The organism is Hymenobacter cavernae, assembly GCF_014641455.1.
Taxonomy (GTDB): domain Bacteria; phylum Bacteroidota; class Bacteroidia; order Cytophagales; family Hymenobacteraceae; genus Hymenobacter; species Hymenobacter cavernae.
In genome coordinates this window covers 42,289-68,124 of the sequence record NZ_BMHT01000011.1, presented here as the reverse complement: position 1 = coordinate 68,124, position 25,836 = coordinate 42,289, and the positions used below count along the sequence as shown (strand labels likewise).

21 protein-coding genes are annotated in these 25,836 nt (G+C 50.2%); 8 read left to right on the top strand and 13 right to left on the bottom strand.

The window, feature by feature from the left end; all coding sequences use genetic code 11:
• Positions 1-16 precede the first annotated feature (16 nt).
• Both IEX74_RS21975 and IEX74_RS21970 read right to left on the bottom strand, forming a co-directional pair.
• The gene (locus IEX74_RS21975; RefSeq protein WP_188816244.1) at positions 17-2,014 is read right to left on the bottom strand and encodes an AAA family ATPase; all 1,998 of its coding nucleotides are present in this window, start codon (positions 2,012-2,014) and stop codon (positions 17-19) included.
• Positions 2,015-2,071: 57 nt separating this feature from the next.
• On the bottom strand, positions 2,072-3,928 hold the full coding sequence (locus IEX74_RS21970; RefSeq protein WP_188816243.1) for a DUF2075 domain-containing protein: 1,857 nt from the start codon (positions 3,926-3,928) through the stop codon (positions 2,072-2,074).
• A 722-nt stretch (positions 3,929-4,650) separates the two neighbouring features.
• Here IEX74_RS21970 and IEX74_RS21965 point away from each other — a divergent pair.
• The 4 genes from IEX74_RS21965 (at position 4,651) to IEX74_RS21950 (ending at position 7,632) form a co-directional block, all read left to right on the top strand.
• Positions 4,651-5,058, top strand: a complete 408-nt coding sequence (locus IEX74_RS21965) for an Xre family toxin-antitoxin system antitoxin (protein WP_229755415.1) — start codon at positions 4,651-4,653, stop codon at positions 5,056-5,058.
• Position 5,059: 1 nt separating this feature from the next.
• The gene (locus IEX74_RS21960) at positions 5,060-5,524 is read left to right on the top strand and encodes an RES family NAD+ phosphorylase (protein WP_188816241.1); all 465 of its coding nucleotides are present in this window, start codon (positions 5,060-5,062) and stop codon (positions 5,522-5,524) included.
• Between the two features lie 327 nt (positions 5,525-5,851).
• Positions 5,852-6,442 carry a recombinase family protein gene (locus IEX74_RS21955; protein WP_188816240.1) on the top strand — a complete coding sequence of 197 codons (591 nt, stop codon included), beginning with the start codon at positions 5,852-5,854 and terminating at the stop codon, positions 6,440-6,442.
• 65 nt (positions 6,443-6,507) lie between these two features.
• Positions 6,508-7,632, top strand: a complete 1,125-nt coding sequence (locus IEX74_RS21950) for a DUF8371 domain-containing protein (protein WP_188816239.1) — start codon at positions 6,508-6,510, stop codon at positions 7,630-7,632.
• A gap of 596 nt (positions 7,633-8,228) precedes the next feature.
• Here the strand turns inward: IEX74_RS21950 and IEX74_RS21945 are convergent.
• Positions 8,229-9,335, bottom strand: a complete 1,107-nt coding sequence (locus IEX74_RS21945) for a RelA/SpoT domain-containing protein (RefSeq protein WP_188816238.1) — start codon at positions 9,333-9,335, stop codon at positions 8,229-8,231.
• Between the two features lie 880 nt (positions 9,336-10,215).
• On the opposite strand from IEX74_RS21945, the gene IEX74_RS21940 reads away from it, so the two are divergent.
• Positions 10,216-11,400, top strand: a complete 1,185-nt coding sequence (locus IEX74_RS21940) for an energy transducer TonB (protein ID WP_188816237.1) — start codon at positions 10,216-10,218, stop codon at positions 11,398-11,400.
• A gap of 901 nt (positions 11,401-12,301) precedes the next feature.
• On the opposite strand, the gene IEX74_RS21935 is transcribed toward IEX74_RS21940, so the two are convergent.
• The 3 genes from IEX74_RS21935 to IEX74_RS21925 form a co-directional block, all read right to left on the bottom strand.
• Positions 12,302-12,568, bottom strand: coding sequence for a hypothetical protein (locus IEX74_RS21935; protein WP_188816236.1), 267 nt, complete (start codon positions 12,566-12,568; stop codon positions 12,302-12,304).
• Between the two features lie 118 nt (positions 12,569-12,686).
• Positions 12,687-12,974: an energy transducer TonB gene (locus tag IEX74_RS21930; RefSeq protein WP_188816235.1), complete on the bottom strand. Its 288-nt coding sequence runs from the start codon at positions 12,972-12,974 to the stop codon at positions 12,687-12,689.
• A gap of 395 nt (positions 12,975-13,369) precedes the next feature.
• Complete coding sequence (locus tag IEX74_RS21925) at positions 13,370-13,804, bottom strand: hypothetical protein (RefSeq protein WP_188816234.1); 435 nt, start codon at positions 13,802-13,804, stop codon at positions 13,370-13,372.
• A gap of 132 nt (positions 13,805-13,936) precedes the next feature.
• Here IEX74_RS21925 and IEX74_RS21920 point away from each other — a divergent pair, with 132 nt between their 5' ends.
• On the top strand, positions 13,937-14,350 hold the full coding sequence (locus IEX74_RS21920; RefSeq protein ID WP_188816233.1) for a hypothetical protein: 414 nt from the start codon (positions 13,937-13,939) through the stop codon (positions 14,348-14,350).
• A 194-nt stretch (positions 14,351-14,544) separates the two neighbouring features.
• Here IEX74_RS21920 and IEX74_RS21915 read toward each other — a convergent pair whose 3' ends face one another.
• From IEX74_RS21915 to IEX74_RS21900, 4 genes are all read right to left on the bottom strand, one after another.
• Positions 14,545-14,805, bottom strand: a complete 261-nt coding sequence (locus IEX74_RS21915) for a hypothetical protein (RefSeq protein WP_188816232.1) — start codon at positions 14,803-14,805, stop codon at positions 14,545-14,547.
• Between the two features lie 342 nt (positions 14,806-15,147).
• Positions 15,148-15,957: a hypothetical protein gene (locus tag IEX74_RS21910; RefSeq protein ID WP_188816231.1), complete on the bottom strand. Its 810-nt coding sequence runs from the start codon at positions 15,955-15,957 to the stop codon at positions 15,148-15,150.
• A gap of 173 nt (positions 15,958-16,130) precedes the next feature.
• Positions 16,131-16,724: a DUF416 family protein gene (locus IEX74_RS21905; RefSeq protein WP_188816230.1), complete on the bottom strand. Its 594-nt coding sequence runs from the start codon at positions 16,722-16,724 to the stop codon at positions 16,131-16,133.
• Between the two features lie 436 nt (positions 16,725-17,160).
• Complete coding sequence (locus IEX74_RS21900) at positions 17,161-19,569, bottom strand: glycoside hydrolase family 2 TIM barrel-domain containing protein (RefSeq protein ID WP_229755414.1); 2,409 nt, start codon at positions 19,567-19,569, stop codon at positions 17,161-17,163.
• Between the two features lie 657 nt (positions 19,570-20,226).
• Here IEX74_RS21900 and IEX74_RS21895 point away from each other — a divergent pair.
• Positions 20,227-20,874 (top strand): recombinase family protein, encoded by a 648-nt coding sequence (locus IEX74_RS21895; protein ID WP_188816228.1) that lies wholly within the window; start codon positions 20,227-20,229, stop codon positions 20,872-20,874.
• 252 nt (positions 20,875-21,126) lie between these two features.
• A complete protein-coding gene (locus IEX74_RS21890; protein ID WP_188816227.1) occupies positions 21,127-21,747 on the top strand; it encodes a hypothetical protein in 621 nt (206 codons plus the stop codon).
• A 1,177-nt stretch (positions 21,748-22,924) separates the two neighbouring features.
• Here the strand turns inward: IEX74_RS21890 and IEX74_RS21885 are convergent.
• The 3 genes from IEX74_RS21885 to IEX74_RS21875 form a co-directional block, all read right to left on the bottom strand.
• Positions 22,925-23,644, bottom strand: a complete 720-nt coding sequence (locus IEX74_RS21885; RefSeq protein WP_188816226.1) for a hypothetical protein — start codon at positions 23,642-23,644, stop codon at positions 22,925-22,927.
• A 228-nt stretch (positions 23,645-23,872) separates the two neighbouring features.
• Entirely contained in the window at positions 23,873-24,826 is a 954-nt protein-coding gene (locus tag IEX74_RS21880) for a hypothetical protein (RefSeq protein WP_188816225.1), read from the bottom strand.
• A gap of 125 nt (positions 24,827-24,951) precedes the next feature.
• Positions 24,952-25,716, bottom strand: a complete 765-nt coding sequence (locus tag IEX74_RS21875) for an ATP-grasp domain-containing protein (RefSeq protein WP_188816224.1) — start codon at positions 25,714-25,716, stop codon at positions 24,952-24,954.
• Positions 25,717-25,836: the final 120 nt, after the last annotated feature.

Here is a 25,836-nt window from a genome sequence, read left to right as displayed (position 1 = left end):
GGTGGGATATATAGCATCAGCTCCTTAGTTTCTTTCTTAGTTCTTGAAGTTTGCGTATCTGATCATCAATGACCGCAGCCTGTAAATTACTAGTCATTTTTTCATCAAACATCTCCGCCAATTTCGTTTGAACAATAGGTTCATCAACCATCTTGATAATCTTGCTGTATCGCTCAGCCTTCTCTCTGTTTGGGGAATCAAGCCACTTAATTGTCTCTTGAATAATATCCTGAGCAAAATCTCCAACCAAAGCTCCATCTAGAAAGAAAGAGTCAGCTAATAGTTCGGCAATGTTGGCCCCAAACGTTCTGGACGGCCTGCTCATGTCACTATAATCTGACACTACGGCAGCTTCTTCATAACTTGGTCTTCTCAAATACACCACATTGCAGTTGGGCAAATCGGAAAGACTCAAGGGATCATGAGTGGTGAAAATTATTTGGATAGAAGGATGCTTATCGAGTTGTTCAAAAAAATAAGGCAATGTTTGCAGAAGTGCTTTTACATAGCGTCTCTTCCAAATAGGATGAAAGGATAGATCTGCTTCATCGAGTAATATAATATAATGTTCGTGAAGCTTTCTAAATTGGTTATCAATTAAGTTTTCAGTCAAAAAATTATATATTCTAGAAAACAAGTTTAGCAAAGCATGTTCGCCAGAACTGAGTTTCTGATCGAATGGCATATAATTTACAAATCCTCGTATTTTATAATCATCGGATAACATATAGCCATCATTATCCTTAGCGAAGACACGATAGTATTTATTAAATACTTTAATAAAATTTCTCTGCAAGGACAAAATTTCTATAGCATCTTGTTTTGAAGTCTTATATTCTCGGCTTTCAATATTTGACTCCCCTTCAACAATATCAATAGATGAGAATATCTTTTCAACAAGCTCGCGTAACCCAGAATCTAACAATATTTTCTTCGCATTTTCTCCTTTACCCATTTCAGCGTTTTCAATAAAAATATTAAGAGCTTCGTGGGAAGTGGAATTTTCTAGACTTTCTCTTAAATCAGAAAGAGGAAATCTACCTTCCCATAGGTAATGATTTTCTTTTTCCATTTGCTGATAAAAAACAGAAAGTACTGCTTTTATAACCTCTCTTTTAAATATATATCTATATACTTCAACTTGACTTAGATCCTCATCATCTCTTACCTTGGCCCAGGCTCGAAGCTCTTCTTCATTTTTATGATGAATTAACTTAAGTATTTCCCGGAAACCTTCAGGAGTGTTCCATTCTCGCTCCTGCTGTTTATAACCTCGAATCTTGAGAATAGGATTTCCGTGCTGTTTTAATGGGTAGATGTCTTTGAATATTTGGTGCTTCGCTACCAGGTCGGAACTTAGGAACTCTATCTGTCGAAGTGAATTCTTAAATGCTAACTCTTCGTTAATAGAATAAGCTCCGCCCCCATCACTGGCATCCATCTCACCAAGTTCATTTAGATCTTCCTCTAAAATTCGATCAAAGGAAATATCGTACCCGTCTACGTTATCGAAGTTAGGATTATACTTATAGTCAAAATGAGGGGAGTAATATAGAGTTTGAGCGCTCTTGCTAGGAGACGAAGTTATTCTTTGACTTTTGTATGTAATTGTTCCTTCTTCGTCATTCGTCTTGTTTCTCAAAGAAATTCGGGCAAAGTCATTTCGTAGCACAAACAACTTATTCCCAGTAGCAGACTCGGCTAATACCAGACATTGTGACTGAGGAAGTGCGTATCCGTTTCTTATGAAAATGCTTCGTATGACATCCAACAAAGATGATTTACCTGCGCCATTTTGGCCGACGATAGCGCTAAGATTGGTGACTTTCGATTTTGACCCAGTTATATTAAAAAAACCCTCAATGAAATTAGGGTTGACCTCTCTAGTTACTAAAATGGAATCAGGACTTTGGCTTTTTTCAAACGAATACAAGTATTTACCACCGAAATTGATTGACTGAGGTATACTAAACAGGTACTCATGTTCAGCGATATATATAGCAACAAGTCTCATGATAAATTTTGGCTGACTGAGATATTTCTTCAGGTAAAAACTGTTTACTAATTTGACCTAAACAGGATTATTGATGCGGTGACGTAAGTAGGCAGCTGTTTCAGGGTCAGTGCAGTACACGTAGCAGCCTTTCATGGCGCGGGTCATGAGGGTGCGGTAGGTATTTTTAATCACCTCATCGAGTAGTGCCCGGCCCTCGGCCGACTTCATCAGCTGTTTCCGCCCTTTTACAGTGGTATCATACTGATCACGGGCCAAGGCGTTGGTAATTACTTTGCCGTCGCGGACTACTAGATCGGGGCCGATGATGACGCCCAGATAGTCCAATTCAAGTCCCTGGGTGGTGTGGATACAGCCAATTTCGGTGACAGAATTAGGCTCGTCAATCCAGTGGTTGCCGTATTTGGTCAAGTTCCAGCGGTGGCGGAAAGTCGACGTCAGTTGAAAGTCCAGCTGTTGCCCGTCCTTCTTGCTGTTCCATTTCCAGCAGTAGCCAGCAGCCATGCGGGCACGGTTATTCAGCTTATTCTTGTCGTAGATGAGCTGCTGCAACTCATCGGGAGTGTCGACTACGCGGAAATCGTAATCCGTCTCGTCCAAAGTAGGATTGGCCGTCTCCCGAATGTCCAGCACGTTATCGAGCCAAGCCAAGTAAGCATCCGACCCGTTGCAGCGAAATTGAGAATGCAAGTCCTTGATGTGAACCTCGGCTCCAACCTGCTCGGCCCAGCGGCGTATCTCCGCCTCACTGCCAATGTCGCTGACCGAAACGCGCTGATTCTCATCCAGAAAGAAGATGGTGCAGCGGGCAGCGTTTATCAGTTCCTTTACCTGATTCTCACCCAAGTTGCCATACATACCCGACATCTCATTGAGACGGTGGGCCTCATCGACAATCAGAGCGTCGAATGTGTTGGCTGGGGTGTTGATATACGCTCCGGAGCCGCCAAATAACGAATTGAACACGGTACCGCGCACAGTACCGGTGAGCTTGCGCTTGTAGACGTGGCGGGGCGCGGAGTTTTTGCTGACGTATTTGACGTTCATGGGCTGCTGGGACAGTTTCACCAGCAGGTTGATGGCCACCACGGTTTTGCCGGTGCCAGGGCCGCCACGAACGATGAGCACCTGCTTGTGGTCGTCGGTGGCTTTGGCGGCCAGCTTACGGCCCGTCTCGTACACTACCTTTTGCTCGTCCAGAAGAATAAACTCAGGTTTCCCTTTTAGCAAGCCGGCCAGGGCTTCGGTCAACTGCTTGCTAGGCTTAATGCGGCCACCATCGATGCGGTACATGATGCCAGTGTGGTCGCCACGCTTCACGTGCTGCCGGATGAAGTCGCGCAGCTTCGCGGCGTCGGACTTCAGGAAGAGAGGAGCCTTCTCAACGTAGCCGGCGTACTGGCCGGTGGTCAGGACACCGTCGTCGGGATGATTGTGCAGGTAGGCGCACGGGAGCAGCTGGATGTTCTCCTCGTACACCGTCTCATTGAAACCTTCGAGGTAGGCTGCGTAAGACCACGCCTGGTAGGATGGATGGTTTACTTCCTGAATGCCCCGGCCGATGAATGTAGCAACGATACCGTCTTCGTCGGTGGCCTTCGCTTCAGACCACTGCTTCAATTCAATGATAATGGCCTTATCGATTCCGGCATCGTCCTGGCCAGTCAGCACGAAGTCGATGCGCAGGCCCGAGTATGGAAGCTGGTATTCGATGCTGACGCCGCTATCATCGGGAATCTGATGGTCACTTAGTACGCGGTCCATGTACTGCATGGAGTTGCGCCAGGAGTTAATTTCGGGCTGGCCAGTGCGTTTACCTAGCTTCTTGAGTACCTGCTCCTGAATGATATTCTCGACGTAATTGGAGAATACATCATCTCGAAACTCTGCCTTAGTTTTCTGATAGACAATCATGTAAATCTATAGTTCATCGTGTTAGTAGCGGTACTGCGGGCTTTATCGACGGGATCCTTTTCGGCAGTAAGAAACAACTCCTGCTGCATGAGCTGAGGATGTTCTAACTGTAACTGAAACGCAGACGACTCTCCATTGAGGCGTTGCTGCTGATTGGTTGCCAAAGCTGGCGACAAATCCCTGAACTGGCAACTGCCAGCATACAAGGAAGACCCAACCTGACCTCCTCCCATTTATCGAACCACCTGACAGTACAGGATCAGCTATTTTGAAACTCAACAGTAACCGCGGCGACCATTACCTCATCGGACATTAGATTATGTAACGAACTATGGGGTCGGAAGCTATTCTACTCCTGCCGTTACTGCTTGATTTCTCCTGGCATCGATCAATGGCAAGAACCAGTGCACCTGAAGGCACTTGGCTCTGTGCTATCGCGCCCCAACCCCTTCGAAATCTCCCTCGTCCTAACGCTTTTTTGCCGAACTAGGTCATCTCACTTCACTAGTTGCGGGCATTCAAAACTAATACTCCCTGTCCTACGTTCTACTGTAGAAAAATGTCAGTATCATTACTGACAAATTGCTGCTACTATGGCGACCACAACACAATCCAGTAAAAACAAGAAGGAAAGTCCCTCTCCGGACCGCGTACAACGCGTCAGCCCTGAAAGAAAACAGCGTCTATCTACTACTCGAGTCGGGCAACCATCAGATTCCCTATTGAGCAGGCTCAACCGGGGTATCTTCGGTGTGATTGATGACCGGGTGGTAGTGGATAAGGCCCGGGAGGGAATTGCCTTCACCGAGTTTCAGCGTCTGGCGGCCCTACTGGAGCTCACTATTCCCGAGCAGGCCGGCTTATTATCGGTTACCGAGCGCACCATGGCCCGGCGCATTGCCGAGCACAGTACCCTGAACACGCTGGAATCCGAACGCCTCGTGCTGCTGCAAAAACTCGCCGAGCACGGTGTGGATGTGTTCGAAGAACAAGGCAAATTCAACCGCTGGCTCCGACGGCCGCTGCGGGTGCTGGATGATCGGTCGCCGCTGGCGTACTTGGATATGACGACGGGCTTTGTGGTGGTAGATCAACTACTGGGCCGCCTGGAGTACGGCGTATACAGCTAGTATGCGCGTATATCGCCTCCAAAAACAGCGGTATGTAGACACGTTCCTGGATGGCGAGGGCTCTCGTCGGACGGGCGGCCGCTGGAATCCGGTCGGCACACCGCTGCTCTATACCTCTACCACGCCGGAACTGGCGATGTTGGAGGTGATGGTGCACACCGACGGCACTCCCTTACGGGATATGCCGCCGCTGATACAAGTGGAACTGGAGATTCCGGATTCCGTGGAAGTCATCGCGGAGGAGGAATTACCCGCTGGGTGGGACCAGATAGTAGCCCCCAATGGGCTAGCGCAGTTCCTGTTGCCTCGGCTCCAACCAAGCTATCCCGTGCTAGCCTTCAGCGTGCCCTCCGTGGTGATGAAGCATACGCCCTCGCGCAATATCCTGCTCAATCCGCAACATCCCCTGATGCAGCAAGCGCAGATTGTTCAGGTCATTGACCACATATTCGACGAGCGGCTGTGAATACAGAGGGCGGAGAATCCGGTTGCTGCACTAAAAAAGTAGAACAGTGGATGAAACTAGCTCGCTACTCAAAATAGAGCGAGTGACGGATTCCCTTTCTCAGTATATAGAGTCACACAATAAGTTAGGAACAATAGGGCTATCTGGCTGGATTTCGATCACCTTAGATTTGTCGAGCGCAGGGCGTCTCTTAAAACGGACGTTTATTGATAACGAGATGCCTCCTATCCTGCACACCCTCTATCCCATCCTTTCTCGGTCTCATTATTTGTTCTCATTATTCTAATTCTCATTATCTTTCGAGTATTGACTTAATGAGAAAAATCTATGGTTTTTGGTTATGCCCGGGTGAGCACTGCTGATCAGCAGCTGCACCTACAAACGGATGCCTTGCAAAAGTATGGTTGTGATACCATCGTGCAGGAGAAGGCATCCTCAGCCAAGGAACGCCCAGCCCTGAAGCAGCTACTCACCCAGCTGCGCACCGGCGACACGATTGTAGTGTGGAAACTAGATCGACTCGGTCGCTCCCTTAAAGATCTAGTTACCCTGGTTACTGGATTCCAAGAGCAGCGTATTCACTTCGTCAGCCTGCAAGACCACCTCGATACTACCACAGCCCAAGGTCGGTTGATGTTTAACCTGTTCGCCTCGTTGGCCGAGTTCGAGCGTGACATTATCCGGGAGCGCACCAATGCTGGCCTCACGGCTGCACGTGCACGTGGCCGGCAAGGAGGGAGGCCAGCAGGTCTGAGCAAAGAAGCGCTAGCCAAAGCTGAGGCCGCTAAGACGCTTTATCTCCAGGGTAGAAATGGTGGAGAGATTGCCCAACTACTAAATGTGGGTCGCGCCACTATTTACCGCTACCTCGCGCACCTAGGTGTGGCCACCAGTAGCACTTCTGCATCTCCGCAATAATCTGGCTCAGTATAGCAGCAATCTATTACCTCTCTAGATTCCCTATTATGGTAAGCTTTGAGTACTTGGCCAAATCTGTAAAGCTGGACGAGCCAGCTGGTATGCGTTCTATTTTGGAGATAAGGAGCGCACTAGCCAAAGCGTTCGAGTTAGCTCAACACCCGCTCTTCGACGACAGCCCAGTTTTCGCCGTTATCGACGACAGTCCTATGGCTATGCATAGAACAACAGTAGCTCGAATGCTGCTCGAAATCGACACGCTTCCCAGGTTGAAGAACCGTGTCTATACGATGTCTAGCCAAGGATTAGAGATGGCAATAGATCACTTAGACAGCGTCGAGCGCATTCTAAGCCAAGTAATAGGAAGTGGACAAGAGCAGGCTGCAAAACTGTACCTAGGTAGTCAGCTAAATGGCCAACTTAACTATCTAGTCGATATTGCCAGACATGGCGTTATTACAACTAACCAAACTGCTATTGAAGAGTACTTGGACACAATACCCAGCAATGCTAAAAAGGTAACCTATTTAAAGCAGCTACTGCTTTCTTATAAGCAACGAGAGGAGCATTATGATAAAAAGCAGTTTGCGGCAATATGCAAGTTTATCAAGCTAGAAAAGAAGAAGTGGGCGCTTAGTGTAGAGAATTCAACACCCTACTTTACTACACCCGCCGAGTTATTACGCTTTATTTCTGATCTAATCACTACTGAGCTGGAGCATGCGATCCGGCAACAGGGCGGCTACAAGAACTTCTGGCGAGACGAACGATGCACCGATGATAAGAAAGAAACGGAGGTGCAGCAATATATCCGGTCGATACTGGATCCAGCGTGTCGGCAAAAAAGCATCAAGATTCACCGGGAAGTTTTTGCCGCTGATGGGTCCATCGACATGACCTTCACCTACCTAGATCTGAACGTCTGCATGGAAATTAAAAAGGCACAGCATGCGGAGGTTGACAAGGCTATGAGCAAGCAACTGGTCGCCTACATGCAGGCTGAGAAGACGACGGCCGGCCTCTACCTAGTGCTTTGGTACAAATCGCAGGGCGGCATATCTTTACCCGCACGCTATGCCTCAGCAGAGCTTTTAGCTGATCACCTCAAAAATTACCCAGTTGAAGGCTACCTTATTGAGCCACACGTAATTGACTGCACAAAGCCCGTTAGCCCGTCAAAGCAACGCTAACCTTTCCTGATCGCGTCCAATTGGATGATCTAGAAGCTAAGGAAAAATGCGAAAACTAGGCAAGTATTACTAGAAACTGGGCGAGTATTGCTAGAAAGTCAGGGACTTTTTCCGTAGGATGCGTATGTTTGTACAGGCAGACGCTAGCCCAGCGTCAATCAGTAAAATGGCAGGCAGCCACACGGGCCACCTGCCACCTACTCTAATGGCGATCCAGCCAGTGGGAGACCACTGCTCGAATCACCGCCCCTAGTGCCGTCTTCACTAACTCTAGGGACACGAGAAACAGGTTTGTCTGCTTCTCTTTCGCACGTTTACCCATATTGCTCGGGAGTAAGGGTGCTCGAATCACCCACTTCCTGAAGCCCTAGCTGTCATCACCAGCTGGGGCTTCGTCTTTTCAGACGACGCTTTAGCGGGGTGACTACCATGCGAGTAAGCCAAAGGTAACTAGCGCAGGTGATAGCTCATTGGTTTTTCCGTATTTATACGAGCAGCTATTCCCAGACAGATATGGCACAGTGATAGGTAAACCGCATCCTATCAATTACTAAAGCATGACAACCGAGGCATCGTCAGATTAGACCACTCCAGAGCTACTTTTTAGCAGACGGCTTAGGTTTGCGTACTTTCTTCACGGGAGCTTTTAATTCTCCAGAAGAAAGTGCCATCAGGGCCGATGATGGTATCTGCTTAATTAAGTTGACTATTTCTTCCGTTGGTCGAGGGATATTCTCCATCGCTGCAATAAAACCAGGAGCAAACAAGTCATGGGGATTAAATCCCGCAAATGATTTTTCTAAACTTGCTAAATGGCCAAGTGGTAAGTGTGGAAGTGTTTGTAAGCTAAATACCTGCAGAGACTTGGCAATGTCTTCAATTTTATGCTTCGCTGTTTCGGGGATTTGCAGTTTGTTAAGTGCCGCTTGCAATTGCCGCATCTGCTCCGCTTTTTCCCGTTGATTGTTCTCGATATAGCGTTTTAGATCCTGGACAAAACCACTCATCTCATCCGCTGCGCCCGCCGAACGATTTAGCAGCATCAACAGATTAGTCAGCAATGGGTCGTTAGAAAATTCCGGATAGCGGATCTTATGATCCACCTCGCTCCAGCCTTCTTCAAAGATGGTTCTAACTTGAATTTCTACATAGGCTTGTTTCTTCGTCAAAGAAGTTTTGACTAAGTAGTGTGCGGACCGATATCCATACGGATGCTCTTTTAGCTCACATGCCTGCTCCCGGTAGATCTGTAACAACTCATCGGAATCACCTTTGCGATAGTATACTACAGGTGTTTCTTTCAAATCCCAGTTGCGGGTAATGAACTCATGAATGTGGATCCAATCATTCTTGAAAAGATGGAGCGCACGCACCCCCGATAAGTCTGTGATTTCTTCATCGTAGTTATCCAACGTGATAATTCGCTCTTGATTAAGCTCTTTCTTGCGAACAATCTTCTTTGCTAGACTGTAAGGATCCTTCACGCGGTACCGGACAGAATGTACGCCTGCGTCTTGCAGCAGCGTATCTGAAACGCTCTGCGCAGTACGCTGAAATTGCGCTTGCCGGGCTTTGAAATTATCAACAATGGCTTCGAGATCGCCTTCTAAGATATTTACAGCTTCTAGCCGTTGGGCAGTCACACCGCACTTTCTCAGAAAGATAGAACCGTCAAAATCTTCTTCTTGCAACAGGGTAGTCATATAGAAGGCACTACTTCAATTTAGTATCTTCCTTTGATAGCAAACACAATGCGAGCCCGAAGCAGGGGAAGCAATTATTTGGTGAAAGAACGTTGATTTATGTTAATCAACACTGCTTTCCATGAGTGGCAGCGTTACTAGTAACTAATGAGAGCTCAATATCTTTCAAGCCAGATAATCCTGTTAGAAGGCTATAACGAGTTCTGGTTGCGAGTGACGAGCTATCCACTCTTCTTTAGTTGAAAGTAGGGTGTTGTTAAACAAATAGGGCAAAACCTCCGACTCGGAAGTCAACCAGCTTGAATGTTGCTGATAAGGTATAGATGCGCCGTAAGAGTAGCGCTAGTCGATAGTTTTAGACGTCCCTCGATACAATTGAAAGAGAATAGCTAAAACGAACATTTACACTATCACTCCTATCATTACATCAAGCATTTGATCACTTAACTTTTCGTTAAGTGATCAAATGCTTGCGCTGCTGAGTCAGCGGTTTTCCCTTCTTGATTAACAACATCTTAAAGGAAGGAGTAGGCTGCTACCTTCGGTCGACGTTCCTAATCTTTGCGGCATGCTGGATATTTTCATTTTTCTCGGCTTACTCGGCGCCGCCATAGTCCTCTACGTGCTATTGTATACTCTCCTGCCGCGATACCTACCCGCCAAGGCAGTAGAGCGTCCGTTACGGTGGGCGCATCGGGGAGGCGGGGCATTGATCCTAGGTGCTATTCTCGTGAGTTGTGGCCCGTGGGACTTGCGCATTCGCTCTCCCGCCTGTTTCTCCCTGCTCATCGTAGGCTGCGGTTTGCTAGGTGGAATATGGGCTAAGATGGCCGTAGGCCCGGGAAGGGCATGGGCCCAGGCACAAGCGTGGCTCACCCCCTTGCTTGTTCCTATTCTGATCGTATGGGTGTCCTTCCGGGACAATGAGAACGATGTTGTTTATCGGGACGAGAGTATCCGCATTGAGCTGGCGACTTGGACCAGCATGATCAGCGAAACCACGAACACCCAGATTACCCTTTATCAATACCGTGCTTGGCTTTTTGAGCAGCGTATTGGCTTCCTACACGCAGGCCTTTCAGGTCCAAACGCAGACAAATACGTTGACTTCTACACAAAGCAGGGGTGGGCTACTATTAACCGGGTGATCGTCGATCCTGATTCCCTTAAAGGTGTAGCGCAGAATCAATTAAGGGAGTACCCGTTTGTGATTACTAAGCCTTATAGCGGGGAGAGTGCACCACCATCACTGACAGCCGCGCCTGTCGAAGCCCCACCGCCGCCGGTGAATGGCAATCGAGTCTATAACTACGTGGACGAAATGCCGCACATGCCTGGTCGCCGCGGGGTTGCGCCAATTGAACGGGCTATTATGTCCCGGCTGGTGTTACCACGCGATGTGCAGGAGGGGCGGGTATTTTTACGTTTGGAGGTAGACACCGCGGGTGGTGTACGGAATCTGCATATTGAGAACGGACTGAACGCGAGTACCGATTCGGCCGTGCTGGCGGCGGCAAGGCAACTACCGCGTTTGATTCCTGGCCAGCAAAACGGACGGCCAGTGGTGGTCAGAATGACCCTCGTAGATATTCTAGTGGCAAAACCCAAAGCGCGGCAAGACAGGACGGTGAAGCAGCTTACATATGCGCCACTAACCGCCAACCTAAATGTTGACCACCTACCTCAATTGCCTGGCGGCGGCCCCCAGGCCTTAGAGGAAGCCCTCGTTCGAAACTTTCACTACCCTGCCGGCGTGCAGCCTTCCCAAGTGAACGGGACGCTGTACGTAGACGCTGTGGTGAACCGTGCGGGGAAGGTGACGACCATTAAACTTGTTCGGTATGACGGCCTCAAAAAGCATCATGTCGCCTTATACAAAGGCATTCGCGCGGCCCTGTACCAATTGCCTCCCCTGGTCCCGGCTCGGCTTCATGGCCAGCCTGTTACCGCCACGCTGCACATCGACTGGGCTTTTTTGCTCAACTTACCGGACGGTGATACGCACATGCGGGTTACTATTGAGCAGCCAATTAAGGAATCTTACAGTGCGGGTGTTGACTTTTAGCCGCCCCCGAAGCTCCCATGCCCGAGAGAGCCTATACGGATGCCGTTTGACATAGACGCCCTCTGATAGCCATCCGCTAAGCCAATGTAATGGTGAGTTGGAGGTTTTCCCCTATTTGTTTAACAATACCTAAAGTACAGTTTTCTCAACGAAATGAGAAGCAGATTGTACTTTGATTGCTGAACAGCTTTTCTGTACCGTTTTCCAGCCTATTTACCCTCTCTTACTGCCCGTTTTCAAGTGAGCTAGGCTGTTCATGTAAACGAGGAAATTAAGTTTTCAACCGTAGCAGCTATATCCCCTCGCTGATAGCGCAAATCATCTACCAGAGTCTTGATTTGGGTTAAGACATCTGTTAAATTGAATGCGCTTCTTATCTGAAGCAGATCATTGGCTTGTATGTTGCTTCTCCAGCCTAGCTGCATCAACAAGTACTCTACTTCCGACTTAGACTCAGACTTTCTTTTACGTGCAGCAAAGCACGTGAACCTATTAGTAGGAACGGAGATGTATATGATTTCAGTATTTAAATATTATTTACTTACGTAAACAGACTTATAAACCCAATAGCAAAGCAGTATAATAGGCAGTGTACACAACATGGAAAATATCCAAATATGAGTTAGAGAACTCAATAAACTATTTGGAGCGCTCAAATCGCTAAATATTATCCACTTTACATATCTATTTATGCTTATTTCCTCCGCTATAACTACACTAAATCCAGCTAAGAACGCGAAAAATAAATAAGCAAAAATAGTCCACAAGCCAAACCAATACCGGAAAGGTAAAAACCTTTTAGAATTTAAAAGTATTAGCAAAGCATATATAACGTAGGAAAGCACTATAAATGCTGGTCCGTAATATATCAACGCAAATGCAAATCTCATTGCTTGTTTATTTATAAATCTTCAATTGTTTTACCAGCAACCTCTGAAGCTCCGTTAATAATAGTTACTCTTATAGTTGATTCTTCTTCTGATGCAACTGCTTCATAGGAAGTAGCAGACTGTATATACTCGACAACTCCTTGATCGTTCGTTGGCCAATCAGATGAGAAATCTGATCCAACTGGCACTTGAGCGTGTTTATACATTTTCATTCCGTCAGCATACAGCCCTAGAGGCGTATCATCAACATCATTATTTATATAAATATGGTGAAACATTGTAAAGTCATATAGATGAGTGATTTTTCTCTATCATTTGTCACATAGGAGAGTGGTGTGGGAATACGAGGGAATTAAGAAAAGCCATCCACACTAGGCCCAGCAGAGCGGCTTCCGGCTACTTCTTTACTAGGATGGGCACGGGTACCATAATGCTTATGATTACCGCTTGCCCCTCCTGCTGGCCGGGAATGAAGGGTGGAAGCTGCCGCGTCGCCGCGATAACGGCCGAATCCACGTCGGCCCGTAGCCCCTTCACAATCCGCGGGTGGCGGACACGTCCTTCTTTATCCACTTCGAACGACACGAACACGCGGCCGTCCGGGGCGGCCGGTGGCACAACTAAAGTCCGGTAGATAGCAGCACTACTGGCCATGGACGCGTCCTGGCCGTTCAGCGTCGGCATTTGGTCTACGTAGGTATAGACGCCATTTAAGTCGAAGAACGGTTTTTCGCTGGGCAGGGGGTCGACGGGTCAATTCCATATTCTTGCGCCGCGTAAGGCACCCTTTTTGGCACTGGTGTCGGCACTGCCACCGGCTTGCTGGCGCATTTTTTAGGGCGGGTTTGGGCCAAGGCGTTGCTTGCTGGCAGCGCCACCAACAGGCTAGCGTAACAAGCATATTTCCGAAGCATAGGGAGAGACGGCTTAAGCGCTAGCCAAGATGATGAACTAAACAACGCAAGCGTTCATAAAACGGTCTTTTCACAAACCCTTACGCTCGGTAAGCGCTGGCTTATCGAGGCTTATTAAGGCAACTCATAACGTTCTGTAAGGGAGCCTTTACAGAATGTTATCCGTTATAATTGATCGTTTAGGAGCTTATCGTCTGCCAAGTCATCGGGAATTGGGTAGTGAGCGATCCACCAAGCTCGCACATGCGGTGTTATATGAAAGCCCTTTCCTTCGTACCCCCACAGACACCAATAGTGCGCGGTAGCGGCATGTAAGTCTGCGTTTTGGGTTAAGAGCGCCTCTATTTTTGCCCACGCTACGCGTCGCTTTTGGGGCGTGCGTTGCTCTGTAGCAGCTTGTAGGAGCATTTCCATCAGGACGATCCGCTCGGTATCACCAGCACGCGCATAGAGTTGAAGGTACTCTTCTACACACGCGGCATCTGCCACTTCCCACGGCCAGTCCTGCATATCGTCCTGATAAGGCAGGCCGAGTTGCTCGGCTACCCATTGCCGAGCTTCTGTGGTTTCTCCTTGGGGTGGAGGTATCGGCTTGATCAAAGCAAAGTGTAATTTTAGGCCAGCACTAGTAGCAAGCAAAAATTGCGCTTATTCCGAGAAGGTGGCCATAAGCAACATTATGTTTATCAACTTTTTCCAGGATTCAGACCCCTCGTCAGTCAGGCTCACTTCTTGCTTTCGTCTACTCGCAACTTCATCGTGATGACCCTACTGACTGCGCTGCATACCTGGCTGGCACTTGCGCCTTCGCCACGTGTGCACGTACCCAAAATAACGTATACGTACGGCGAGCTAATCCACTTCGAGCTACGTCACATGGCACCCGGTACAACCGGCTATATTAGCTTGGAAGCCAACTACCAAGACCGCTGGTACGAGGTGGATATGGACATTGCGTGTCAGACGAGCAATGCCGTGTCGCCAAAGGTCTTGCAAAACGGGGCACACTCCTACAATACCAGGCTGCTGGAGAAGACCTATGTGGAAGCGGGGGCCATCACCGTTCGCTTGGTGGTGGTGTATTGCGCCGATCTACACACCTGTACGACTATGTATCGGAGCGATCCGTTTCGGATCAAGAAATAAGTCTGATGGGCCTGCTATCTACCCGCTATTAAACATAACGGGACTTCTCGGACTGCAGTAAGCCTGATTTTAGCAATCCATCGGCACTGGTTTAACACTTGGCATAGGCGTGATAACGCACCCTTACCAGACCCTATTCAAAAGGCGATTGCAACCTGAGTAATTGGTTTCGCGCACTTTAGAGTACTGCCTAATTAACTCCTAGGAACTGCTGACGACACCGCCGCACGCTGCTTAAATAACCGATACAGTAGCAGGGCAAGTATTCCTGCGTTTACCCCCCACCAAAGCCACCAGCCGAACGTTACGCTGCGCTCAAACCGCTGATACGCTTCGTCCTCCAGCAGGTCAGTCTCATCACCATAGCTCATCGATAGCACGATCAAGAGAAGCAACGCCCCACTATCCAGCAGCAGAATGGCGCTGCCTAGTACAATTCTTTTCCAAGGAAGCATAGGTAAGGCTTCTTTTAGTAAACGATACCCAGTAATTCTACATGCGATGACTAGTGGGCTCTTAGTACGCGAGGCGAAGTTAAAAACGCTTCTACCAATCAGCTTTCCTGCAATAACGCGTAGGAAGGCATTTCGCAGACACTACACTAAATACTTTCACGAACACACGTAAATAAAATTTTAGGGGTAGTAGGAAATGGTAATTATTTCCTACTGTATCTAAGAATAATTTCTTTACATAATAATCGATACCAGACAAGCATAGGAATAATATAAATTCCTTGAACCCGCTCGCGATTATATAATCCAGGACTTTTTCTACTATGCTTTCCGCACAGCTTATCAGATATGCTTGTGTTTGGAAGACAATTCCTGTCGCATTAGCTCCATAGCATCAATGATCGTAAAGCTATTGGCATCATAGGTCAGAAACTTACCCGAACCAATGCCGCGCATTGGTGCCGCCGAAAAATGCCCGAAGCGGGTTACTTTCTTTTGCCGGTCCCACCAGAAAAAGCTGCTCTTGTCCTGGTAGGAACTATAGAAGACGACATTCTGGTGACTGGTTGTCAGCGCATGCGCTCCTTCAAAGTCAGCCGGGGTGGGTTGTTCGAGGAGTCGATAATCGTTTAAGCGCAACTCAAGCAACGGAAACTTGGTGTAGGTGTAGGCTAGGATACTATCCCGGCCTAACTTACACATCGCGTAACAATCGAGCAGGAAGTACGACTGACTAGAATTGAGCCCATAGCGTTGCTGGCCTGTGAAGTCAGAGACGGCGAGCCCGTCACTACTGGGTTTCTTGTCACTAGCCACGCCCTCATCAAAGTACGACACCACAATCTGGCGCGCTTGCACCAAGACGTCTTCTACGCCATCACCGGCTTCGAAGCTCAGGAGCTTATTGCCTGCGTAGTCGAAGATGTGCCCGTTGGGCTCGATGCGTTGCCGTCCCTCAATGATCAGGAACCGCGTTTTATCCAAGGCTCGAATCAGGGGAAACCGGAATTGGTGGGGCAACTGCACCTGAAAGGTAGGGGTCCAAACTTCCCCATGACTTAGCAAGGCAATGTAGTTGCCCTCTTCATCGGCATCAAGGTTGAGGATCTGGTGCTTCCCACAAGGCAGCGAATACGTCGTAGAATAGGTCACGGAAACCAGATAAGAGAAGAGAGAGGGAAGATAGAACGTTTTGTAAACATGCGTCAACCTTCCCTGTCGAGCCTATAACGTTTTCTAAAGGTCGAATTGGAAAACGTTATGGGGGTTCTTCTTCCAAAAGGATGGCTTTACACGCTAAGGCCCTGCTTCTCAAATCAGGTGATTTAGACCCTGGCAAAGTCTATGAGAGGCTCTTGCCTGTTCTGCTGGCGCAACTGGTCTATAAAAGTGGCTGTTAGGTGCGACGCTGTTGCTAAAACTTGGGCCGTTGCTGCCTGCCGCGCGACTTCTTGCTGCATGACAGGCGTGGCATCAATGAACTCATTCAGCTCAGCCGGAGGCAGGTCGAGGTCGGTCACATCTTGTACATACATATCCACCGTATCTCGGGCAGCGGTGGCACAGTGCACGACATGTTCCGCCTCTGCCTCTTGGACCAGGGCCAAGGCCTCGCCGAGCGCTACGCAGGCGTCGAAGGCATACGAAGCAACCGGGTTGGTACTTTCGTCTAAATCAGGCCAGAACGCTTCCAGTTGCTGCTGCAGACGGGCAAACTCGGCCATCCTAACGGGCTCGTTTGCCCCGAAGGCGCAGAGAGTATCAATGGCCTTGCGGAAAATGGGTGCACCAGACGACTCTTCGACCTCATCAAACCGAACGATGGAGGGAAGCATTTTCTCACAGGTTAAGGCCGCAAACACCGCTTGATGGGTAAGGGGCAGCGACAAGAGCAGAGGCGCAAGAGTATCTATCGGCATACAGGAGCCGCTAACTTAAGGTATTTGTAAAAGAGCACTGCTTTCGGTACTCGAACCCCTTTGCTTCTAGGCGTAATTATGGACCGTAGCGTACGGGCTCAGCTAGCTTGGACATTTTGTAAAGGGACTATTAGAAGGTGTCCAACCGACCCATCTATTCTGGTCCACTAAGCGGGCCGCGATGAGGTGCTCGACCGGGCTATGGCGTATATCCAGCAGCACTGACGGACCAGCACCAAGTGATGGCGGCAGGAATGCGGAATGCGCTCCTGCCTCGCGCAGGGTAAGCACCTGAGTCGCCGTGCGGGGGCGGATACCATTTCTCGCTCAAGAACCTGCGCTAGGCCAACGCTGCCGTCATGGCCTTGATGGGCAAGCTGCCGTTTCAAGCATGCCTTTAGGCTAACAAACCACCGCCTCGCCCACCGCCTACTTTTTAAGGCATGGCGTCAATAGTTACTACCCCATCGGCTAAACCCTGGGCACTGGCCTTAATCGTGATTTTACCGGTGGCTGCCTTCGCTTTAATTAAGGCAATACAGGTGCCTTTATACGTTTTGCGTTCTGTTGCCTGGTACGGAGCGTGATCGTTGCGATCGGCGTTATCCACCGCCGCGATCACCCCGCCGCCGCTTACACGGAACTGGATAAGCTTAGCGCTATTCGGGCATACCACGCCCTTAGCATCCACAACGCTAGCCGTCACAAAGGAGACAGCATCCCAGTTATTGCCAACTCGAGATTTATCGGCCGTCAGGATGATCTTGGCCGGTTCGCCGGCCGTTTTTAGCTCGTCGGTGGCAACTTCTTGGCCTTGGTTGCGGGCAATGGCTTTCAAGGTGCCTTTTTCAAAAGGTACATTCCAGAACAGCGCCGAATCGAGGGGCGACTTGTGTTTAACCCCCAACGACTTGCCGTTCAGGAACAGCTCGGTTTCATCGGCATTGCTGAAAACCTGTACCCGGGCCGTCGTATAGGTGGCCGGCTCGGCCGGTGTCCAGTCCGACAGGTACTCGATGCCGCCCCGGGCTGCGGCCGCGGTAGGTCCGTCCAGCCCAGCCGCCGGAGTACCGGCAGGGATTGCAGCAGGGGCAGCGCCGGCCGGTACACGCGCCGGCCGCGGAGGAGTTGGTGAACTGCGCTGGATAAACACCACCGGTTTAGCCGACCACCAGGCGGCCCGTTGCAACCCATTGGTATGCCAGCCGCCGGTCCGGTCTAGCAGCCCGAAGGTGGCGCCGCGGCTGGGCCAAACGTCCTCGCCCAGGTAATCAACACCCGTCCATAAAAACTGGCCCGACATAAAGGCATTATCCCGCAGCGCCAGCCATTGAGTAAGCACATGGGTGTTCTCCGTGCCGATCACTATCCGGTCGGGATGTTCCTGGTGATAGGCCACCAATTCATTCTCCCGATAATTCTGGCCCACAATATCCATTTGTTCGGCAAAGCCTGTTTTATAGACCTGGGAGCTACCGTTGGGTTGCAGCAAGGCCATGGTAACCGGCCGGCTGGGGTCCAACGAGTGGATCAGATCCTGCTGCATCTTATATTTTCGAAAGCCCGTACTATCTTTCAGGTTATCGTGTATCTCGTTGCCCACGCTGTAAATGACTACACTAGGGTGATTGCGGTCGCGCAGCACCTGGTTGCGGGTATCTTTCGCCCACCATTGCTTGAAATACAGGTGATACCCCCCGCTGCCGCCCTCTTTGCCCCGGCTTACTTTGTTGGCTTCCCAGGTATCAAAGGTTTCATCCATGACCAGCAGGCCCATGCGGTCGCACAGGTCTAAGAACTCGGGGGCCACTTCGTTATGCGCGGTGCGGATGGCGTTCACGCCAATCGCTTTCAGTTGCTTAAACCGGCGTTCCCAGACGGCAAGCGGAATAGCCGAACCAACCGCGCCCCCATCTTCGTGTAAGCACACCCCATACAGTTTGAGGTTCTTCCCATTTAACCAAAAACCGGTAGCGGCCAGGAATTTAGCTTCGCGGATGCCGACCGGCGTGGTTACCGCATCGGTAGTAACGGTGCCGGCTACTAATTTGGTAAGGACTTTATACAGCTGCGGGTGTTCGGTATCCCACAAGGCAGGGCTAGTCACCTCAAGCGTTTGGGTATAGTCCACTGTTTTGCCGGCCGCAATGGTTTGTTTGCTTTCGCTTGTTTTTACAGTTTTGCCCGTTGGGTCAATAAGGGTGGTTTGCAAGGTATAGCTACCCACCGCGGCCGACTCATTCGTTACGTTGGCCTGCACCCTTACTACTGCCTTTTGCGCGGTAACCTGCATGGGCCGGATAAATACCCCCCACTGGTCGAAATGGGTAGTGCCGGTCGATACCAAACGCACATGGCGGTAAATACCGGCGCCGGTATACCAGCGGGAGGAAGGCTGCGCACTGTTATCCACCCGCACGGCGATGAGATTGGGTTTGCCGCCGAACTGTAGCTGCGCGGTAAGATCGTAGGTGAAGCTGACATAGCCATAGGGGCGTTTACCGACCGAAACGCCATTCACAAACACTTCGCTATTGGCCATGACGCCGTCAAACTCAATTCGTACTTTGCGGTTAGCGTCAGCCGCCGCAACGGTAAACGTTTTCCGGTACCAGCCGATGCCGGCGGGCATATACCCGCCCCCGCGGCCGGTTGGGTTGGTTTGGGCCATCGGCCCTTCAATGCTCCAGTCGTGCGGCACATCCAGCGTCCGCCAGTGGGAATCATCAAAAGAGGGCTGTTCGGCGCCGGGAGCGTCTTCTTTAAGGAAGCGCCAGCTTTTATCAAAGTTGCGGATCGTGCGGCCTGGTTGGGTTTGGGCTTTTACGGCTTGAACAGAGAACAAACCACCTACTAAAAAGAGGAGAAGGCGCGCGTAAACCTGGTTGATCATCAGTAGCTTTAGTAGGATGTTAGGGCAGTTTAAAAGTAGCTAGGTCCCCTCCGCTAACTGTCCTGTTCTATCATGGTGGCTACGGGCCTGAATTCTTAAGCATCGTAAAGCTGACGCTTGGGTAAATAGCTTGGGCGACGTATCGAACAGCTGATCGCTCGAAAAAGGCGAAGAGTAGCGGACAGATGATCTTTCTATTAGGATGGGCATGGAAGCAAAGGGGAGCTAGCGAAGCCGGACACAGTAGGCACGTGTGTTTCGACGTGGTTTGGCGATTGGGATCGAGCCACATGGCCAGGTAAAGCCGGCAGTCGCCCTGCTGGGGTAGGTCGGTGACGAGAGCCTAACCAGACCCAATTAGAGCGGTGGGGACCCGGTGACCGAGCAAGGGGTTGGGCGCAGCGTGGCATGGCCAGACCCGAATTGGTGGGCCGCTGGTCCCGCTGCCGGCACCAGGCGTACGTATCTTCATCTAGCGTCCTTCTTTCCAGGCCGTGAGGTCCGTCGAGCAGCTGGTTGAGCAGGGGTGTGTAATCCTAGGCACCTCCCTTCCTAGAATTACACAGCACGGGTATCTTTGGGCATTTCCCACTAATAACCCGTTCCCCGATGCCCTACGTTGCTTATTATCGGGTTTCCACCCAGAAGCAGGGGGCATCCGGCTTAGGCTTAGAAGCGCAGCAAGCCGCGGTGCGGGGCTATGTGCAGGATCCAGCCGCGATTGTGGCCACCTTCCAGGAAGTAGAGTCCGGTAAGAACAGCCAACGTCCCGAGCTAGCCAAGGCCGTGGCCGAGTGCCGGCGCTTGGGCGCTACCCTGTTGGTGGCCAAGCTCGACCGCATGAGCCGGGATGCCGCCTACATCCTGCGCCTAGAGGTCCCGTTTGTGGCCGCCGACATGCCAGAGTTGAACACGCTTACCAAAGGCATCTTTGCCAGCCTAGCGCAACATGAACGCGAACTCATTAGCCAGCGCACGCAGGAGGCCCTGGCGGCCAAGAAAGCCCGTGGCGAGCCGTTAGGGACTCCCGTGAATCTGAGTACGGCCGGTAGAATCCAAGGGCGAGCCCAACAGCAAGAAAATGCGCGTACGCATAAAGCTAACGTCCAGGCGCAGCATCTCATCCACTTGCTGCGGGAGAAAGGCTTGAGCTTACGCCAGATCGCGCAGGCTTTAAATGAAAAAGGGTATCGCACCCGGCGCGGGTGCGCCTTCACCGGCAAAGGCGTGCAGCTCTTGCTTCAACGATCGGCCTAAGACTAGCAGCAAAAGGCTGGTTTGATAGCTAAACAAACGGCGCATACCTTACGCCTTCCACTACTTTACTCCTTTGTCGCTTGCCTGTATATCCCGGTCCATGAATCGGCACAAACGCTCAGCCATTCTCCACTTACCGGCACAAGAACGCTATAATATCTCTTGTGGAAGGTGGCCGATTTTAGAACCCTCTGGACGCTCATGCGCAGTGTCGTACAACACCAGCGAAACGAGGAAAGACGATCCATACAGATGAAAAAGATATTGCCCATGTACTGGATAGCACACAAAACAGCCCAGCTGCTTTCTCCCCTTGCGCTGGTGCTTCTGGTCGGCTGCGTTGCGAGCGAAGGCCCGCTAGAACGCACGCGGTTTTTCTCCTTCCACGCGTACGGAGAATCCTGCACCTTTTCTGATCGGAACGCCTGCGCTTCCTACTTCTTGTATGGCCGCGATACGATCCGCTACGCCGTGGGTAACCACGTGTGGACCGTCACAGAAGAAGAGCCCTTAGTAGCCGTGATCGCGCCAGGTCAAGAAAACTACTACGCGCTCGGTCCCACCATGCACATTGCCCGAACCGACTACTACGACCTAGATGAGTACCGAAAGCAGAATGTATTTTTCCGACGCCGACACCAGCAACGCTATAAGCTAAGCCGGCCGCGCGTCACGGGCAACGGACTAACCGGCATCTATATCGACAGCATTGGCGCTAACTTGTACGGTATGGTCTCCTTCCACATGTATGGCCGAGACTTGAGTGCGACCCAAGAGGCGAAATTGCTCAAGCTGTTTGACTCAATTACGTTCACCGCTATTCAAAATAGCTGCAACACGGCTATGGTAGACGCAGTTCGTTCCGGAAAATAGAGCCGGTGGCAGGTAGTCAGGAAGCTATAGTACTAAGCCGCAGAACGTCAGTTATCTGTTCCTGCTGCTTGCCTACTTGTTTGTCGTTCGTAACACACTACCCCCACCGTGTGATGTACCCGGTGGAGAGCTTGAGTGTCAAGTGGTTTGAAGAAGGCTATATCACCGTAAACAGCCCTAGTGTTGGGGGTTCTTCTAGCCAAAAAAGCCGATTTATACGTCAGGTCTCCAATTCTCTCTTCTTAGCAGAAGAACTTCTTGAAAGGCTTGTAACTGAGTGTTTCCAGTACAGCCAAGGCACTCACTAACAACTAGTAAAAGGGGAGAAAGCTAAATTGGAGCTTGGACACTTTGTGATAGTCCCTTTGCAAAATGTCCAAGCCTAGTAACGATTGCTTGGCATTGTGGGAGCTTTCATCAAGCTACTACACCTGTTAAGCTTTCTGAATGCACTGATCGTGTGCGTGTCGTGAAAAAAGTGCGTTTGGTGAGGTTGTTGGAGCAATCCTCCAGTAGCACCTCAATCGGCTTCTAAGACGTTTCTTTTAAGCCTGCCACAAATTGATACTCGTCTCGGCCTGAGTAGCTAATCGTGTGAGAGTGCCTTTCTGTTCGCTGACTAAATAAATTCCCTTTTGCCTTGGCAAACACTTTCATGTACGGATTGCTATTGCTTGACGACGACATTTTACGCTTTGCTGCCTTCCTGTTTAAGGCGGTTCCGACGGCTGTTCTTTACGGATTGTCCTTATATTTTCTTCTTAACAAGTGGCGTACCTCGGAGTCCAAGCCCATTGGCGTCATGTTAGCCTGCTTGGTGGCCTACATTGGTTTTCGTTGTTGGCCCGAGCCTACCATCTATGGAGCTCCTAGCACGTCAGACTATTTTCTAGTCTTCTTCTTGTGCATCCCGTTACTAACCGCCGTTTTTATTTACCTGTTAGTGGGAAAATCAGCTGAGAAATAGTCAAGCCGCGCTAAATAAGGCAACATGATTCGAAGCATGCTACTAATATCTTATAGAGGCCTTTACAGGACGTTATAGCTTGAGCGTAACGCCCATAACATCTTCCAAGCAACGGTTAAGAAACGTTATAGGCTTGATAAGAAGGCTTTGCCTACGAATTACAGGCAGGATGTACGCCCAGGTGCCTCCCATGAGTTACCGGGCAGAGGCTTAGGCGATCCAGATTCCTTCCGCCTGCTTGATGCGCCACCGTCCCTTCACTCTTTCCACCCACAACGCCTCCCCAAGCCCACACCGTGGGCCACACTGCCAGCTATAGGCAAGCAGCGCCTGGTCTTGGTGAGCATTGAACACCACGGAGGAGAGAGTAATCGTTCCCCCCGCCTCATGAACCCGCTGAGCAGCCTGCAACGGCACCAGCTTGGCTGTGCAAAGTTGGAACTCCTGTGCCTGCATATGCTGCTGGACCGTGTTGAGACTATCCAACGCTGCTTGTGGCTGCTGCGGCGCCAGCGCCGTGATCAGCGCTGCTAGGCGAGCTAATACTTTTGGTCCCGCCTGCACGGTGGTGAACTGAGTCGGCAAGTTGGCTAACTGCGTTTTATAAGCCCCCATGGTACGCAAATAGAAGGTCTGAAAGCGGGCTGTATCCTGGAAGAGTTGCTGTTGAAAGTGGACTTTTTGCGCACGAACCCATACCGAATCGGCGGCAGTAGGCTCCAGATGATCGCTGGTAACAAAGTGCTGCCAGATCACCTGTTGATCTTCCTTCGGGAGGTATGCATTATGCAAGCGCTGCTCGATGATTTCAATGATCACATCATTGTAGAGCTGCTTGGTGAGGTCTATGTGCGTGTTGGGGCAGGGTCGAAAGTCGCTCGACCCGCAAGCAGAACAGAGTACCAGCAGAACAGAGAGAAATTGACGCATGAGTAACTAAGGTGGCAAGTAGGCTTGCCAATAACGGAGAAATACTGTTTTTTATGCACTAGTACTCGCTAGGCGTAAATACGCTATTCCCAAGAATGTCCGAGAACAAATCTTATCCTATGCTCGAGAAAGGTGATCAGCATTGCTTTGGATACCCCTTCTGTTGAGTGGTAGAACTAAGTTGCACCCTAACGTACGCTCTACCACCCTTAGGCTATTTACGGTTCGCTATTGATAGAGCGATAGGATGGTAAACGTGAAGGCTACTTGGTGGCTCAGTGGATCCATCACGGTGTAGGTGTCCACCGCTTTCCCCTTGTTGATTCGCCGGTACTCCCGTTTGTAGAGCAAGGTTTTGGCTACGACGCCAGCCCCCATCGACGACATACCAGCGATGCCCAACGTTTCCGAGAAGTCTGCGTTGGGCTTATAGGTCCTACGCCATTGATACTCATTACGGCTCAGCGCCCCTTGTGTGGCCGTCACTTGGCGCTTTGCTACCTCAATCTGCCAACTGAGCTGCGTGCTATTGTTGCTGCGCCAGCGCCGCAAGTGGTTATCTATTCGCTCCCGTAGCTCCAGGGTACAGGTATCACCCGTAACGGAACGTGTTAAGTGGTAGCAGGCCACCGTATCGTTTCGTGTTTCATCGGCAAAACTCGTCGCATAGAGCCACTGGCCTTTCTTCGTTGCCGCAGCCTGAACTGTGAGCACGGCAATGGGATCAAAATCTTGCTGGATGAGGAGCTTTCCTGATTCAAAGAACAACTCATCCCGATAATTAGTAAAGACAGCAACAGCGCCTGTTGGATCCACTTTAGCCGTCGTGCCACTGAGCAGGTATTTTGCCTTGCTCACTTGACAGGTATCGTTATTTATGATTTCTAGGAAATAGTTCTCCCGTAGTCGCCGCTCATGCGTTTGATCATTGACGCTATATTCTAGTAAATAGCGCTTTCTACCCAATTGCAAGTAGCGTTTAACTGAGGTGGTGCCCAGCGGTAATACTGCTTCTTGATATTTATAGGTAGTCTCTAGCCGCTGATAGAATGTACTGGTTATGGCTGGCAAAGCGGGCTTAAGGTGTTGTGCATTGGCCACGAGAGAAGCGAGTGCAAAAAAGTGGGTCAATGCGATTCTGTTTACCAAGATTTTTGCTCTGTTATAAAGTGCGTTGCTCATCTAAGTATGCTGCGCCTGATTGCGCAATAGAAAAGAGCTTCAAGTTATCAGTAATAACTGCTTAGAATCATCTACCGTCTACGCTTGGCGTCCGAGAAGTCGAATCCATGTTTAATAGGGCTCGACTACGAAGCAGCCTGCTCAGCTAAACGTTGCAGCACGGTTTGATACAACTCTGCCACGGACCACTCCTTTGTATCCGAAACTTGGCCATCACCGACTTCGATGATCAGCGGCGTACCCGAGGCGGTGTAGGCCACATCCAGCGTGTACAACCAACGGGATTGCAGCCGGGCCAGCACGGGTTGCAACACCACTGGAAAGCGTTTTCTCGCAGCGCCATAGGCCTGTCCCTGGATGGCAAAATAGCGCTCTTCTGGCTGGTTGGAGAGTTCCTGATAGGAGCGAATGAAGAGCACCTCGTCGGCCGCTAAGGCATGCCGCTGTACGAGTGCGGTAAAAGCAGGCAACGAAGAAATCACGGAATCTGCGCCAAAAGATTTGGTCAGGCTCTTGACAAAACAACGATCCTGGAACTGCAAGGCTTGTTCGATCAAGGGGGCTGCTTGGTGGACCGGCGCAAACACACTCGCTGGGGTGAACGGTGCAATCGCCGAATACCAGCCCGAGGCTTGATGGGAAGCCAGGTACAGCTCCGGCGAGATGAACAGCGGCGTTAACTGGGCAAGTTGGCGGTACTCTCGCTCCGAGAGCATCCACCCGCGGTACAGGGTGGGCCACGTCGGATGAGGGGTCTGATAAAGCCGTTGCTGCTCGGCATCATAGAGGCACACCGAGTAGCCGTGATGCTGCGCTTGCTGGGCTTCCTGCTGCCACATCGGATCTAGCATCCGTTGATAAGGTAAGCTTGGGAATAGAAGGTTGAGCATAACGATAAAAGTAGACGAAAACTAGGTTCAGCCTTGTTGCTATGCTTACTGTGTCCTAGAAAAAGTCGATTAACGTAATGTTGCTTACAGGATAGGTCTGAGAATAAAACTAATTTACTT

Excerpts from the sequence above, each read along its gene's own strand:
- IEX74_RS21895 (WP_188816228.1), top strand. The coding sequence starts at position 20,227 with ATGCCCTACGTTGCTTATTATCGGGTTTCCACCCAGAAGCAGGGGGCA.
- IEX74_RS21890 (WP_188816227.1), top strand. The coding sequence starts at position 21,127 with ATGAAAAAGATATTGCCCATGTACTGGATAGCACACAAAACAGCCCAG.
- IEX74_RS21875 (WP_188816224.1), bottom strand. The coding sequence starts at position 25,716 with ATGCTCAACCTTCTATTCCCAAGCTTACCTTATCAACGGATGCTAGAT.
- IEX74_RS21935 (WP_188816236.1), bottom strand. The coding sequence starts at position 12,568 with ATGTTTCACCATATTTATATAAATAATGATGTTGATGATACGCCTCTA.
- IEX74_RS21880 (WP_188816225.1), bottom strand. The coding sequence starts at position 24,826 with ATGAGCAACGCACTTTATAACAGAGCAAAAATCTTGGTAAACAGAATC.
- IEX74_RS21905 (WP_188816230.1), bottom strand. The coding sequence starts at position 16,724 with ATGCCGATAGATACTCTTGCGCCTCTGCTCTTGTCGCTGCCCCTTACC.
- IEX74_RS21975 (WP_188816244.1), bottom strand. The coding sequence starts at position 2,014 with ATGAGACTTGTTGCTATATATATCGCTGAACATGAGTACCTGTTTAGT.
- IEX74_RS21960 (WP_188816241.1), top strand. The coding sequence starts at position 5,060 with ATGCGCGTATATCGCCTCCAAAAACAGCGGTATGTAGACACGTTCCTG.
- IEX74_RS21930 (WP_188816235.1), bottom strand. The coding sequence starts at position 12,974 with ATGCCGACGCTGAACGGCCAGGACGCGTCCATGGCCAGTAGTGCTGCT.
- IEX74_RS21885 (WP_188816226.1), bottom strand. The coding sequence starts at position 23,644 with ATGCGTCAATTTCTCTCTGTTCTGCTGGTACTCTGTTCTGCTTGCGGG.
- IEX74_RS21970 (WP_188816243.1), bottom strand. The coding sequence starts at position 3,928 with ATGATTGTCTATCAGAAAACTAAGGCAGAGTTTCGAGATGATGTATTC.
- IEX74_RS21915 (WP_188816232.1), bottom strand. The coding sequence starts at position 14,805 with ATGCTTCCTTGGAAAAGAATTGTACTAGGCAGCGCCATTCTGCTGCTG.
- IEX74_RS21955 (WP_188816240.1), top strand. The coding sequence starts at position 5,852 with ATGGTTTTTGGTTATGCCCGGGTGAGCACTGCTGATCAGCAGCTGCAC.
- IEX74_RS21945 (WP_188816238.1), bottom strand. The coding sequence starts at position 9,335 with ATGACTACCCTGTTGCAAGAAGAAGATTTTGACGGTTCTATCTTTCTG.